Annotated in this window: 13 protein-coding genes and 1 tRNA gene; 10 read left to right on the top strand and 4 right to left on the bottom strand. The window is 66.7% G+C overall.

The window, feature by feature from the left end:
* Positions 1-41: 41 nt before the first annotated feature.
* Entirely contained in the window at positions 42-836 is a 795-nt protein-coding gene (locus E5A73_RS02990; RefSeq protein WP_135962284.1) for an SDR family NAD(P)-dependent oxidoreductase, read from the top strand.
* A gap of 83 nt (positions 837-919) precedes the next feature.
* On the opposite strand, the gene E5A73_RS02985 is transcribed toward E5A73_RS02990, so the two are convergent.
* Positions 920-1,195 carry a hypothetical protein gene (locus E5A73_RS02985; protein ID WP_135962283.1) on the bottom strand — a complete coding sequence of 92 codons (276 nt, stop codon included), beginning with the start codon at positions 1,193-1,195 and terminating at the stop codon, positions 920-922.
* A 71-nt stretch (positions 1,196-1,266) separates the two neighbouring features.
* The gene (locus tag E5A73_RS02980; RefSeq protein WP_135962282.1) at positions 1,267-1,494 is read right to left on the bottom strand and encodes a hypothetical protein; all 228 of its coding nucleotides are present in this window, start codon (positions 1,492-1,494) and stop codon (positions 1,267-1,269) included.
* A gap of 236 nt (positions 1,495-1,730) precedes the next feature.
* Here E5A73_RS02980 and E5A73_RS02975 point away from each other — a divergent pair, with 236 nt between their 5' ends.
* Entirely contained in the window at positions 1,731-2,144 is a 414-nt protein-coding gene (locus E5A73_RS02975; RefSeq protein WP_135962281.1) for a glycine zipper 2TM domain-containing protein, read from the top strand.
* A gap of 71 nt (positions 2,145-2,215) precedes the next feature.
* Here E5A73_RS02975 and E5A73_RS02970 read toward each other — a convergent pair.
* Positions 2,216-2,289, bottom strand: a tRNA-Cys gene (locus E5A73_RS02970).
* Positions 2,290-2,451: 162 nt separating this feature from the next.
* Between E5A73_RS02970 and E5A73_RS02965 the strand changes: the two genes are divergently transcribed.
* From E5A73_RS02965 to E5A73_RS02945, 5 genes are all read left to right on the top strand, one after another.
* A complete protein-coding gene (locus tag E5A73_RS02965) occupies positions 2,452-3,132 on the top strand; it encodes a protein-L-isoaspartate O-methyltransferase family protein (RefSeq protein ID WP_135962532.1) in 681 nt (226 codons plus the stop codon).
* A 16-nt stretch (positions 3,133-3,148) separates the two neighbouring features.
* Positions 3,149-4,735 carry a TolC family outer membrane protein gene (locus tag E5A73_RS02960; RefSeq protein WP_135962280.1) on the top strand — a complete coding sequence of 529 codons (1,587 nt, stop codon included), beginning with the start codon at positions 3,149-3,151 and terminating at the stop codon, positions 4,733-4,735.
* 35 nt (positions 4,736-4,770) lie between these two features.
* Complete coding sequence (locus E5A73_RS02955; RefSeq protein WP_206366362.1) at positions 4,771-5,250, top strand: DUF2497 domain-containing protein; 480 nt, start codon at positions 4,771-4,773, stop codon at positions 5,248-5,250.
* A gap of 68 nt (positions 5,251-5,318) precedes the next feature.
* A complete protein-coding gene (locus E5A73_RS02950; protein WP_135962279.1) occupies positions 5,319-7,355 on the top strand; it encodes an alpha/beta hydrolase family protein in 2,037 nt (678 codons plus the stop codon).
* A 124-nt stretch (positions 7,356-7,479) separates the two neighbouring features.
* Positions 7,480-10,254, top strand: coding sequence for a valine--tRNA ligase (locus E5A73_RS02945; protein WP_135962278.1), 2,775 nt, complete (start codon positions 7,480-7,482; stop codon positions 10,252-10,254).
* Positions 10,255-10,385: 131 nt separating this feature from the next.
* Here E5A73_RS02945 and E5A73_RS02940 read toward each other — a convergent pair whose 3' ends face one another.
* Positions 10,386-11,267 carry a diacylglycerol/lipid kinase family protein gene (locus tag E5A73_RS02940; RefSeq protein WP_135962277.1) on the bottom strand — a complete coding sequence of 294 codons (882 nt, stop codon included), beginning with the start codon at positions 11,265-11,267 and terminating at the stop codon, positions 10,386-10,388.
* A 67-nt stretch (positions 11,268-11,334) separates the two neighbouring features.
* Here E5A73_RS02940 and hemB point away from each other — a divergent pair, with 67 nt between their 5' ends.
* Genes hemB through E5A73_RS02925 form a run of 3 tightly spaced genes read left to right on the top strand, consistent with a single transcriptional unit; the run spans position 11,335 to position 13,384 of the window.
* Positions 11,335-12,321: a porphobilinogen synthase gene (gene hemB / locus E5A73_RS02935; RefSeq protein ID WP_135962276.1), complete on the top strand. Its 987-nt coding sequence runs from the start codon at positions 11,335-11,337 to the stop codon at positions 12,319-12,321.
* Complete coding sequence (locus E5A73_RS02930) at positions 12,318-12,848, top strand: GNAT family N-acetyltransferase (protein ID WP_168355781.1); 531 nt, start codon at positions 12,318-12,320, stop codon at positions 12,846-12,848. Before hemB ends, E5A73_RS02930 begins: the two co-directional genes overlap by 4 nt.
* Complete coding sequence (locus tag E5A73_RS02925) at positions 12,845-13,384, top strand: GNAT family N-acetyltransferase (RefSeq protein WP_135962274.1); 540 nt, start codon at positions 12,845-12,847, stop codon at positions 13,382-13,384. Before E5A73_RS02930 ends, E5A73_RS02925 begins: the two co-directional genes overlap by 4 nt.
* Positions 13,385-13,408 lie beyond the last annotated feature (24 nt).

The following is a 13,408-nucleotide window of genomic DNA, read 5'->3' as shown; positions in this document are numbered from 1 at the left end:
CCCGGCCTTTGCCGGGGTGACGATTCATCGGAGAAAGCAAAATGGCGAACAAACTGGCAGTGATCACCGGTGCCTCGACGGGCATCGGCAAGGAACTCGCGAAGATCGCCGCGCGCGAAGGCTATGACCTGGTCCTCGTCGCCGACGAGCCCCAGATCGACGCCGCGGCGGGCGAACTCGATGGCTATGGCGTTGCCGTCGAGGCAGTCGAAGCCGATCTGTCGACCTTCGAAGGCAATGACCGCTTGCTCGCGGCCACCGCCGGGCGGCCGATCGACGTGCTCGTGGCGAATGCCGGGCGCGGGCTGGGGCAGGGCTTCCTGGCGCAGGACGTCAGCGAATGGCGCAAAGTGATCGACACCAATGTCACCGGCACCACCTATCTGCTTCAGAAAGTGCTCCAGCAGATGGTCGCGCGCGACGAAGGCAATGTGCTGATCACCGGATCGATCGCCGGGGTGATCCCCGGCGCGTGGCAAGCCGTGTATAACGGCACCAAGGCCTATCTCGACAGCATCTCCTATGCGCTCCGCGAAGAGGTCAAGGACACCAAGGTCAACGTCACCGTGCTGATGCCGGGGCCGACCGAGACCGAGTTCTTCCGCCGCGCCGGCATGCTCGACACGCCGGTTGGCGAGGGTGACAAGGCCGATGCGGCCAAGGTGGCGCAGGACGGCTGGGACGCGATGACCGGGCGCAAGCCGCACATCGTGTCGGGCTTCATCAACAAGCTTCAGGCGGCGCTGAGCCACATCACGCCGGATACGATCAATGCCAAGCTGCACACCGCGATGGCCAAGCCCAATGACGAGGGCGAAAGCCGCGGCGGACTCTGAGCGTCATCCCGGCGAAAGCCGGGATCTCGTGGGCAAGCGAAAGGCCTGAGACCCCGGCCTGCGCCGGGGTGACGCAGCAGAGATCAGATCGTCTCCTCCTGGCCGATCGCTGCGCGCACCATGGCGTTCCAGATCTCCGCGGGATCGCTGCCCGCGGCGCGGCCGGCCTCGACCATTTCGGGGGTCGGCTCGCGCAGGGTGCGCAGTACGGACATCGCGCGTCCGCGCTCCTGCTGCCAAACCGCATCTACCGTGCCGCCGGCGCTCTCTTCCAGGCCTTCGCCGTTGATGCTGAGCGTCTCCGCCGCGATCACGCGAGCGATTCGCTCGATGGGCGAAGTGACTGAAATGTCGGTCATTGGGGCTGCTCCTGTCGCGGGTTTCGCGACGTGCAACGTCCGCGGCGGGGGCGGCGTTCCGAGACGGAACGCTATGCCGCCAGCGGAGCGAGCGCGGGAATCGTCCGTGGGCGCATCATACCATTGCCGGAACTGAATCCCCCCATCAGCGGCAACGCAGTGCCGCAGAAAGCGCATTCGGCGGTGACGCGACCGATCATCCAGTGCGACTTGCCGCAGCCGGGGCACTGATTCGCTTGCTGTGGATGATAGGCGCCGCGATGGCCCGAAAGCGCCTGACGGACGCCGAAATCGTACATGCTGGGTTCCCCGTATTCGCAGGTCCAAACCGGCGAGATTCCGGACTTGTTCCAGGCGCCCGGCCAAATATTGTCGACGAGACGTTCCTTTCCGCCGGTGAGATGCGAAAATGCCACAGTATCGATCAGGGTGCGGATGAACGGCGCCTAACGGAAGCGTTCAGGCTCGTTCCACGTTGGGAATGGCAAAAGACTCGGCATGTGGAGGCAACGAGTCGCCCCCGAAGGAGGATGAAATGATCAAGTCCCTGTTCAATGCAGCGCTTGCCGCCACCGTCGCTCTCGGCGGCCTGGCCGCCACTCCCGCCGCCGCGCAGGATTACGGCCGCGGCTATTATGAGCGCGATTATCGCGACGGCGGTTATCGTGGCGATCGTGGTTATCGCGAGGATCGCGGCTATCGCGAGGACCGGCGCGACTATCGCCGCGGGTATCGCGGCAACCGTTATCGCGACAATTATCGTCGCTGCAGCAGCGGCACCACCGGTACGCTCCTCGGCGCAGTCGCCGGTGGCCTGCTCGGCGGCGAGATCGGTCGCGGCAATTCCTATCGGGGCCGCAGCACCACCGGGACGATCATCGGCGCGGGTGCCGGCGCCCTGCTCGGCCGCGAAGTCGATGGCGGCGATTGCCGCGGCCGTCGCCGCTAACCGGCGCACCAACCAGTTCGAAGGGCGTCCGCTGCGAAGCGGGCGCCTTTTTCGTATTTATCGGAAAATGCTGGAGGCCCGACCGGGAATCGAACCCGGGTGCGAGGATTTGCAGTCCTCTACGTCACCACTCCGCCATCGGGCCTCGAAGCGAGGGCGCGAGATGCGCGAGGGGGGTGGCGCTGTCAACATAGTTTCAAAATGATCGCAGCCTCGCTTGGCGGCGACGCTGCAGCGCGATAGAAGCACGGCAACGTTCAACAAGTGTATTGCGCAGCTAACACGGCTGTGCGAGAAAGCCGGAGTGATGATGACCCTATCGGTCGATCCTGCGCCCGTCGAAGCGACTCGCTTCGAAGTGATGCGCCACGCGATGGTCGCGAGTCAGCTGCGGACCAACGCGGTCAACGACGCGCGCGTGGTCGAGGCGATGGCACGCGTGCCGCGCGAAGACTATCTGCCCGCCGAGCATCGTGCGCTCGCCTATCGGGACGGCCTTCTGCCGCTCGTCGGCGGCCGCCGCCACAATTCGCCGCTGGTGATCGGGCGGCTGCTCACCGAAGCGCATGTCCAGCCCGGGGATCACGTGCTGCTCGTCGGCGCCGCCGGGGGCTATGCCGCGGCGTTGCTCGCGCTGCTCGCCAGATCGGTGGTTGCGCTCGAGCAAGATGCGCTGGTCGCCCTCGCGCGTGCTGCGCTCGCTGCCGAGGCGACGGTAGAGGTCGTGCAGGGGCCGCTCGATGCCGGCTGGGCCACGGGGGCGCCTTATGATCTGATCCTGGTCGACGGCGCGGTCGAGCAGCTCCCCGACGCACTGGTCGCGCAACTCAAGCCCGGCGGGCGCGTGCTCACCGGATTGGTCGATCGCGGCGTGACCCGGCTCGCCGCCGGTACGCGCAGCGAGGGGGGCTTCGGTCTCGTCGACTTCATGGACATCGAATGTGCCGAATTGCCTGGTTTCCGACGCCTACGGACCTTCACTTTCTGAAAAAAGAAGAGACTGAATGCGACTGACCAACCTGCTGCTGGGCGTGAGCCTGACTGCGCTCGCCGTGCCTGCCGCCGCGCAGACCACGACGACGCGCACCGGCACGACTGTTCCGGTGCGGGTGCAGACCGCGCCGCCCACTGCGACGCCTGCACTTGCGCCCGCGGCGCAGCCGACGACGACGCTGCGCGATGCGCTGGTCCAGGCATACAACACCAATCCGGACCTGGCCGGCGAACGCGCCAATCAGCGCGCCAATGACGAGAACGTGCCGATCGCACGGTCGCGTGGGCTCCCGGGCGTGAATTCCACCGGCGCGCTCAGCAACAGCCTGTACGATACCGATGCGAATGTCGGACCAAGCCGGCGCGGTTCGCTGGGGCTCGATCTCTCGGTGCCGGTATTCAGCGGCGGCGCGGTGCGCAATTCGGTCCGCGCGGCCGAAACCCGCGTCGATGCGGGGCAGGCCAATCTGCGCGGCGCCGAGTCGGACATCTTCACCCAGACCGTGACGACCTATGTCGACGTGCTGCGCGACGAGGCGATCGTCCGGCTCAACCAGCAGAACGTCCATGTCCTCGAGGTCAACCTCCAGGCGACGCGCGACCGTTTCGAAGTCGGCGATCTCACGCGCACCGACGTCGCCCAGTCCGAAGCGCGGCTCGCGCTGGCGCAGAGCCAGTTGCGCACCGCCGAGGCGCGGCTGATCGGCAGCCGCGAAAATTATATCCGCGTGATCGGCACCCCGCCGGGGGTGCTCGCCGCGCCGCCGCCGCTGCCCAATCTGCCCGACGACGTGCAGGTTGCCGAGCAGACCGCGCTCGCCAACAACCCGTTCCTCGAAGCCGCGCAGCTCGCGCGCGACGCTTCGCGTTACGACGTCAATGTCGCGCGCGCCGGGCGACTGCCGCAAGTGAGCCTCGGCGTCGGCGGGGATTATTACAATTATCTCGGCTCGGTCGGTTCGCAGGCGCGCGCACAGGGCGTGAACAGCAACGGTTTCGCCACCACGCTCGGCGCGCAGGTGACCCTGCCGATCTTCCAGGGCGGACGGCCGGCGGCGGAGGTTCGCCAGGCGCAGGCGCGGCAGGGCGCGGCGATCGAGCAGGTCACCCTCACCGAACGCGGCGTGATCGCGCAGGCGCGGTCGAGCTATGCATCGTACCAGGGCGCGCTCCGCGTGATCGAATCGACTCGCGTCGCGGTCGAGGCCAACCGGCTGAGCCTCGAGGGCGTCCGCGCCGAGAACAGCGTCGGCACCCGCACGATCCTCGACATCCTCAACGCCGAGCAGGAATTGCTCAACTCGCAGGTCAATTACGTCACTGCCGAGCGCGATGCCTATGTCGCCGGCTTCACCTTGCTCGCGGCGATGGGGCGCGCCGAGGCCAAGGATCTCGGGCTCGACGGCGGGCCGCTCTACGATCCGGCCGCCAATTACAAGCGCGTCCGCAATCGCATCGGCGACTGGGGCGACGACCCGACTCCTACCGGCACCAGCACCCCCACCACGGGCACGCCCGCACAGGGCGCGATCGTCCCGCCGGGCCAGCTCGATCCCCTGTTGCAGCGATCGGTTGACACAAGCCCTCGAAATCCCTGATTTAACCACGTTCAGCGACAGGAGACGTGGCGGCCATGGGGGATATCAGTACCGAGCCGTCGATGGAGGAGATCCTATCCTCGATCAAACGCATCATCGCCGAAGAAGGCGATGCGGCGGTGGCGTCGCGCACCCGCCGCGCCCGTCCCGGTTCGGCGACGACGCCCGCTGCCCGCGCCCCGAGCGTCGAGGACGAGGATCCCGAGGATGAGGCCGTGCTCGAGCTGCGCGAGCCGGTCGAGCGAGCTCCGGTCGAGAAGCCCGTTGCTGCCCCGGTGCAGGCACCGCGTGCCGAGCCGATCCTCTCCGAACGCGCGGTCGAGGCGACGCGCGGGCCGCTCGAGGCGCTGTCGCGGATCGTCGTGAAGCCCGACGTCGCTGGGTCGGACACGCTCGAAGGGCTGGTGCGCGAATTGCTCAAGCCGATGCTGCGCGACTGGCTCGACGCGAACCTGCCACAGGTCGTTGAGGCGATGGTCGCGCGCGAGATCACACGGATCACCGGGCGAAACTGATTTTCTCATCCTCCCCGCTGCGCGAGGGAGGATTGTATCGCTCGAAACCATCTGCTTATCTCCACTCCATGAAGCATCTCCTGCTCGCGGGTGTCACGCTCGCTTTCGCCGCCGCGCCCGCCCTGGCGCGGGATCTCACCATCCAGGACGTCGCGACGCTTGCGCGCGTCGGCGCGCCCGCGGTGTCGCCCGACGGCAAATGGCTCGTGTGGCAGCAGCGCGAGACCGATCTCGCCGCCAATCGCGGCCGCTACGATCTGTGGCGGCTCGACCTTCGCAGGAAAGGCGCCGCGCCCGACAAACTGGCCGGCGAAGCCGAAATCAACGAGACCGCGCCACAATTCTCGGCCGACGGTGCGACAGTGTATTTCCAGTCCGACAAGGGCGGCGAAGACGCGGTGTGGGGCGTGCCCGTGGCCGGCGGTACACCGACCCAGCTGACGCACATCCCCGGCGGGTTCAGTGGCTTCAAGGTCGCGCCGACCGGCGACAAATTGCTCGTCTGGGCCGATCGCAAGCCCGGCGCGCCGAGCCTCGAGTTGCCGCAGGTCAAGAAGGATCCGAACGCCGGTTCGGGCCGGGTCTATGACCAGATGTTCGTGCGCCATTGGGACAGCTGGTCGACCGGCGACCGCTCGCAGCTGTTCGTGCTGCCGTTCGGGCCGAGCGGCGCCAACGGAAACGGCGTTGCGATCGGCGGCGAACTCCTCGGCGATACGCCCTCAAAGCCGTTCGGCGGGGGCGAGGAGCTGAGCTGGTCGGCCGACGGCAAAACGGTCTATTTCGCACTGCGCGAGGCAGGGCGGACCGAGCCCAACTCGACCAATCTCGACATCTTCGCGGCGCCTGCCGACGGCTCCGCCGCGCCGGTCAACCTCACCGATGACAATGACGGGACGGACAATCTGCCGACCGTGTCGCCCGACGGCAAATGGCTCGCTTATTTCGCGATGGCGCGCCCGACCTACGAAGCCGATCGCCAGGTGCTGATGCTGCGCGATCTCGCCAGCGGGCAGGTCCGCGCGCTGACCGAAGCTTGGGATCGCTCGGTGGCATCGATCGCCTGGGCGCCCGACGGCAAGACGCTCTACGTCACGGCGCAGGACACCCAGGAAGAGCCGATCTTCCGCGTCGATGCGAAGAGCGGCAAGGTCACGCGGCTCACGCAGGAAGGCGTCGTTTCCGCAGTGCTGCCGACTGCGAACGGCGTGGTGTTCAGCATGAACAGCCTGACCGCGCCGGACGATTTCTATCGCCTGTCCGGCAAGAAGGTGAGCCGGCTGACGTCGGTCAACGCGGCGAAGCTCGTCGGGATCGACCTGCCCAAGGTCGAGCGGTTCAGCTTCGCCGGGGCGAACAACGACAAGGTGTGGGGTTATGCCGTCCGCCCGGCGCGCCTTGCCGAGGGAGCGAAGGCGCCGGTGGCGTTCATCGTCCATGGCGGGCCGCAGGGATCGAGCAACAACAGCTGGTCGTATCGCTGGAACCCCGCGGTGTTCGCCGGCGCCGGTTACGCAGTGGTGTCGGTCGATTTCCACGGCAGCACCGGCTACGGCCAGGCCTTCACCGACGCGATCCGCAACAATTGGGGCGGCTGGCCGCTCGAGGACCTGCAAAAGGGTCTTGCCGCGGCGACTGCCAAATTTGCGTATCTCGACGGCGACAATGCCTGCGCGCTCGGTGCTTCGTACGGCGGCTATATGATGAACTGGATCGAGGGCCAGTGGCCCGACCGGTTCAAGTGCATCGTCCAGCATGACGGCGTGTTCGACGCGCGCGCGATGGCATACGAGACCGAGGAACTCTGGTTCGACGAATGGGAACATGGCGGCAAGACCTATTATGAGGACCCCGCCGCGTTCGAGAAATGGAACCCGGTCAACCACGTCACTGCGTGGAAGACCCCGCAGCTGGTGATCACCTCCGAGAAGGACTTCCGCATCCCCTATACCCAGGGGCTGGCGGCGTTCACGGCGCTTCAGCGGCGCGAGATCTCGTCGAAGCTGCTGGTCTTCCCCGACGAGAACCATTGGGTGCTCAAGCCGAAGAACTCGCTGCAATGGTATGGCGAAGTGCTGGGGTGGCTGGGACAATATACCAAGTGATCGTCACCCCGGCGAAAGCCGGGGCCCAGAGCCAAAAGCTGCGTCGCTAGCGACTCTGGATCCCGGCCTTCGCCGGGACGACGGTGGGTTGTGTGTGTCGCCCACACATCGCTAAGAGCTCCCCATGACCGAGCTCCCCAAGACCTTCGACCCCGCCGGACTCGAATCCCGCTGGTACGCGCATTGGGAAACCAAAGGCCTGTTCGCGCCCGAGCGCCCCGGTGCCGATCCGTGGACCCTGGTCAATCCGCCGCCAAACGTCACCGGCAGCCTCCATATCGGCCACGCGCTCGACAATACGCTGCAGGACGTGCTCGTCCGCCATGCGCGGCTGAAGGGCAAGGATGCCCGCTGGGTGGTCGGCACCGATCATGCCGGCATCGCGACACAGATGGTCGTCGAGCGCCAGCTCAACGCGAAGCAACAGAAGCGCACCGATTTCACGCGCGAGGAATTCGTCGCGAAGGTGTGGGAATGGAAGGAAGAGAGCGGCGGCGAGATCACCCAGCAGCTCCGCCGGCTCGGCTGCTCGATGGACTGGGCGAACGAGCGCTTCACGATGGACGAGGGTTTCTCGAAAGCCGTCCTGAAAGTGTTCGTCGAGTTGCACAGGCAGGGGCTGCTCTATCGCGACAAAAGACTGGTCAATTGGGATCCGGGCCTCGGCACCGCGATTTCCGACCTCGAGGTCGAGACCCGCGAGATCAAGGGCAGCTTCTGGAATCTGCGCTACCCGCTCGAGGACGGCAGCGGGTTCATCCAGGTCGCGACCACGCGGCCCGAGACGATGCTCGCCGACATGGCAGTGGCGGTGAACGCCAGCGACACGCGCTATGCGGCTTTGGTCGGCAAGAAGGTGCGGCTGCCGATCACCGGGCGGCTGATCCCGATCATCACCGACGACCATGCCGATCCCGAGCTCGGCTCGGGCGCAGTCAAGATCACCCCGGGGCACGACTTCAACGATTTCGAAGTCGGCCGCCGCGCGGGAATCGAGGCGCGCGACATGCTCAACATGCTCGACGCGAAAGCGCAGATCACCCAGACCAGCGATGGGTTGATCCCGGTGGAGCTGCTCGGGCTCGACCGGTTCGAGGCGCGCGAGGCAGTGGTCGAGCGGCTCAAGGCAGAGGGCTTCCTTGTACTGCATGTCGACAAGGACGGCGAGGAGCACGATTCTGAGCCGCGCACGATCCAGACACCCTATGGCGACCGCTCGGGGGTAGTGATCGAGCCGTGGTTGACCGACCAATGGTATGTCGACGCGGCGACGCTCGCCAAGCCGGCGATCGAGGCAGTGCGCTCGGGCGCGACCAGGATTGTCCCGAAGAGCTGGGAGAAGACCTATTTCAACTGGATGGAGAACATCCAGCCTTGGTGCGTCTCGCGACAGCTTTGGTGGGGACACCGGATCCCGGCGTGGTTCGCCGAGGACGGCAGCATCTACGTCGCCGAAAGCGAAGCCGAAGCCCGGGCGCAGGCCGGGGAGGGCGTGACGCTCACCCAGGATAGCGACGTGCTCGACACCTGGTTCTCGTCGGCGCTCTGGCCGTTCGCGACGATGGGTTGGCCCGATGCGGACGTGAAGGCGCTGGGCCGCTATCCCAATGACGTCCTCATCTCGGGCTTCGACATCCTGTTCTTCTGGAATGCGCGGATGATGATGCAGGGTTTGCATTTCATGAAACAAGTGCCCTTCAAGACCCTGTATCTTCATGGTCTGGTGCGCGCCGCGGACGGACAGAAGATGTCCAAGTCCAAGGGCAATGTCGTCAATCCGCTCGGGCTGATCGACAAATACGGCGCCGATGCCCTGCGCTTCTTCATGGCGGCGATGGAGAGCCAGGGCCGCGACATCAAGATGGATGAGAAGCGAGTCGAGGGCTATCGCAACTTCGCGACCAAGCTGTGGAACGCCGCGCGCTTCTGCCAGTCGAACGGGATCGGCGCGTCCGCGACACTCGAGCCGCCGGTCGCGAGCCTTGCGGTCAATCGCTGGATCATCGCCGAGACGGTGGGATGCGTGCAGGCGCTCGACCTTGCGCTCGCCGATCTGCGCTTCGACGAGGCGGCGAATACGATCTACCAATTCACCTGGAGCCGCTTCTGCGACTGGTATCTCGAGCTGATCAAGCCGGTGATCCAGGGTGCTTCCCCCGTTCGCGCTGAGCCTGTCGAAGCGCCGTCCTCCTCTTCGGACAACGCGGCCGAAGAAAGAACTGCCCTTCGACGAGCTCAGGGCGAACGGGTTGAAGATGACGCGGCTATCGAAACCCGAGCGGTGGCCGGCTGGGTGCTCGATCAGATTCTCGTCATGCTCCACCCGTTCATGCCGTTCATCACGGAAGAATTATGGTCGAAGATGGGCGCGCGCGAGCACGAACTGATCGTCGCCAAATGGCCGATGGCGGACGCACGCGCGCTCGATCCCGAAGCGGCGCAGGAGATCGACTGGCTGATCCGGCTGGTGAGCGAGATCCGCGCGGCGCGGACCGAGCTCAACGTGCCGCCGGGCGCCCGCTTGCCATTGCATGTGCGTGATGCGTCGAGCGAGACTGCTCAGCGCCTCGAACGTCAGTCGGCGGCTCTGGCGCGGCTCGCGCGCGTCGATCAGGCGGACGGCGAGGCCCCGGAGGGAGGCTCGCTGCAAATCGTCGCGGACGAAGCGACCTTCGTGCTGCCGATCGCCGGCGTGGTCGATCTCGAAGCCGAACGTACCCGCCTGACCAAGGCGATCGCCGCGGCGGAGAAGGAGCGCGACGGGCTCGCCGGCCGGCTGGGCAACCCGAGCTTCGTCGAGCGCGCCAAGCCCGAGGCAGTCGAGAAGGCGCGGGCGGACCATGCCGAGAAGGCCGCCGAGGCCGAGCGGCTCACGGCGGCGCTGGCGCGGCTGGGGTAAGCGCAGGCCGCCAACCTGATTTCGTCACCCCGGCGAAGGCCGGGGCCCAGGATCACGGGCGACGTCGCTTTTGGCTCTGGGCCCCGGCCTTCGCCGGGGTGACGATTTGTGGAAGTTCGCCGATATGACAGTCAGCTCCTTGGCACCATGACGTCGATCACCGCCGGCGCGATGCGCGCGGTGATCGGCGTATGCGCGAGCACTTCGCCGTCGATCGACACCGGCAGCGGCGGCTCGGTCGCGATGCGCAGCGATTTGCCCGAGAAGCTCACCGTATCCTCGTGCCGCGCCTCGCGCCGGAACACGCCGTTGACCCAGTTGCGCAGCAGCCGGCGCCGGGCATGGCCGCGCACCGCCTGGACGACGATCTCGCCGCTGTCGACGCTTGCCTCGTCGATCAACTCGGTGCCGCCATGAAAGCGGCCATTGGCGATGCGCACCTCGACGACGCGCAGCCTTTTTGCCTCGGCGCCTTCGCCGACGATCAGGGTGAACGGCTGGAACCGCGTGAACTCGAACGCCGCCCAGCTCAGATAGCCGGCGCGGCCGAACCAGCGCTTGAGCTGCGGCGGCACATTCTCGGCGATCTGCGGCGACAGCCCCAGCGCCGCGCAATTGGCGAAATAATCGCCGTCGATCATGCCCAGATCGATCCGGCGCAGCGCGCCATTGGCGATCACGTCGATCGCGCCGTCGATGTCGAGCGGGATGCCGAGCGAGCGCGCGAAGCTGTTGGCGGTGCCGAGCGGCAGCACCGCCAGCGCCGCGCCGGTGCCCTTGACGAAATCGACCAGCCCGCTGACCGTCCCGTCGCCGCCTCCTAGGATGACGAGGTCGGGTTTCGCCGCCAGCGCGCGCTTGAGCGTCGGCTCGAGCTGCTTGGGATCCTCGACAGCATGGGCGTCGACGGGAAAGGGAAGGCCGGCCAGCCGCTTGCACGCCTTTTCGTATAGTTCGCGCCCGCGCCGCGAATGCGCGTTGACGATCATCGTCGCAGAATGGAATTCGGGCATCGTCACTCCTCGACGTTTCAGAGGCGCAACGCTTGCACCCGCGTCCACGATCCCCCAAACGGTCGCCATGAGTCACTATCCCGCGCTTCGCCTTCGCCGCACCCGTGCCGCCGCGTGGAGCCGGCGGATGCATGCCGAAACCGTTCTCACCCCCGCCGACCTGATCTGGCCCTTGTTCGTCACCGAAGGCGATGCGGAAGAGCCGATCGCGTCGCTGCCGGGCGTGTCGCGCTGGTCGGTCAAGGCAATCGCCGAGCGCGCCAGGGAAGCGGCGGCGCTGGGCATCCCGTGCCTGGCGCTGTTCCCCAACACGCCGGCGGGGCTGCGCAGCGACGACGGCCGCGAAGCGCTCAACCCCGACAATCTGATGTGCCGCGCGATCCGCTCGATCAAGGATGCGGTGCCCGGGATCGGCGTGCTCACCGATGTCGCGCTCGATCCCTATACCAGCCACGGCCATGACGGCCTGGTCGACGCCGCCGGCTATGTCCTCAACGACGAGACCGCGGCCATTCTCACCGAGCAGGCGCTGGTCCAGGCCGAGGCAGGCGCCGACATCGTCGCGCCTTCGGACATGATGGACGGGCGGGTGGGGCTGATGCGTACCGCGCTCGAGGCGGGTGGGCACACCAATGTCCAGATCATGGCTTATGCCGCCAAATATGCGAGCGCCTTTTACGGCCCGTTCCGCGATGCCGTCGGCAGCCGCGGTCTGCTCAAGGGCGACAAGAAGACCTATCAGATGGACCCGGCCAATTCCGAGGAGGCGCTGCGCGAAGTCGCGCTCGACATCGCCGAGGGTGCCGACAGCGTGATGGTCAAGCCCGGCCTGCCCTATCTCGACATCATAGTGCGTGTGAAGAATGCCTTCGAAGTGCCGGTATTCGCCTATCAGGTCTCCGGTGAATACGCGATGATCGAAGCCGCCGCCGCGGCGGGGGCAGGAGAGCGCGAGGCGCTGGTGATGGAGACGCTGATGGCGTTCAAGCGCGCCGGCTGCTCGGGCGTGCTGACCTATCACGCGCCGCTCGCCGCGCGGTTGCTGGGCGCGTGATCGAGACCGAGAGGCTGGTCCTGAGGGAGCCCGTGACGGGCGACCGCGACGCGCTCGTTGCCATGCTCACCAACCAGGAGGTGATGGCGCAGCTCTTTCCCGGCATGGACGAAACGGCGGCCGACGCCGTAATCGCAAAGCACGATCGGATGCGCCACGAACGGCTCGGGTTCCTCGTGGCGGAGCGGCGCGACGACGGCACCGTTGTCGGTTTTTGCGGGCTCAAGCGGGGTGAGCCGCACGCCCCGATCGACGGCAAGATCGAGGCGGGTTGGATCATCGACTTGCCCTGGTGGCGGCACGGCTATGCCCGCGAGGCGATGGAAGCGGTGTTCGCGCAGGCTTGGGGGCAGATCGCCGAGGATCGGATCTATGCGATCACATCGGCAGTAAATCTGAAGAGCCAGGCACTCATGGCACGGCTCGGCATGGCGCGGCTGGTAGATGGCGACTATCTGAGCGCGACCTTCCCCGAAGGCCACGAACTCCGCCCCACCGTCACCTTCGCGATCGACCGCCCGGCATGATCGAGACCGAACGCCTGATCCTGCGCGGCTGGCGCGACTCCGACCGTACGCCGTTCCACGCGATGGGGCAGGACGAGCGCGTGATGGCGACGCTCGGGCCCCTGCTGTGGCGCGACGAGACCGACGCGCTGATCGACCGCGTCCAGCGGCTGCTCGACGCCAACGGATACACCTTCTGGGCGATCGAGCGGCGCGCCGACGGCGCGTTTCTCGGCTTTTGCGGGCTCAAGCCGGGCGCCGAGGATACGCCGATCGAGGGCGAGATCGAGATCGGCTGGCGGCTTGCGCACGAATATTGGGGGCAGGGCTATGCCCGCGAGGCGGCGCAGGCGAGCCTAGACTGGGGCTGGGCCAATCTCGACGTCGCGGGGATCGCCGCGATCACCAGCGTCGACAATGTCCGCAGCTCGGGCCTGATGGAACGGCTCGGCATGGTGCGCGCACCCGAGGACGATTTCGATCATCCCAGGGCAGTCGAGCGGCTGCGGCCGCATGTGACCTATCGCATCGCACGCCCGGTGGTTAAGCCTGCCTAAACCGGGCAAGGGCCAAGCCGCCCT

Source organism: Sphingomonas gei, from assembly GCF_004792685.1.
In the GTDB taxonomy this organism is placed as follows: Bacteria; Pseudomonadota; Alphaproteobacteria; order Sphingomonadales; family Sphingomonadaceae; genus Sphingomonas; species Sphingomonas gei.
The sequence above is the reverse complement of the archived record's forward strand: the minus strand, read 5'-3'. Positions and strand labels throughout refer to the sequence as shown.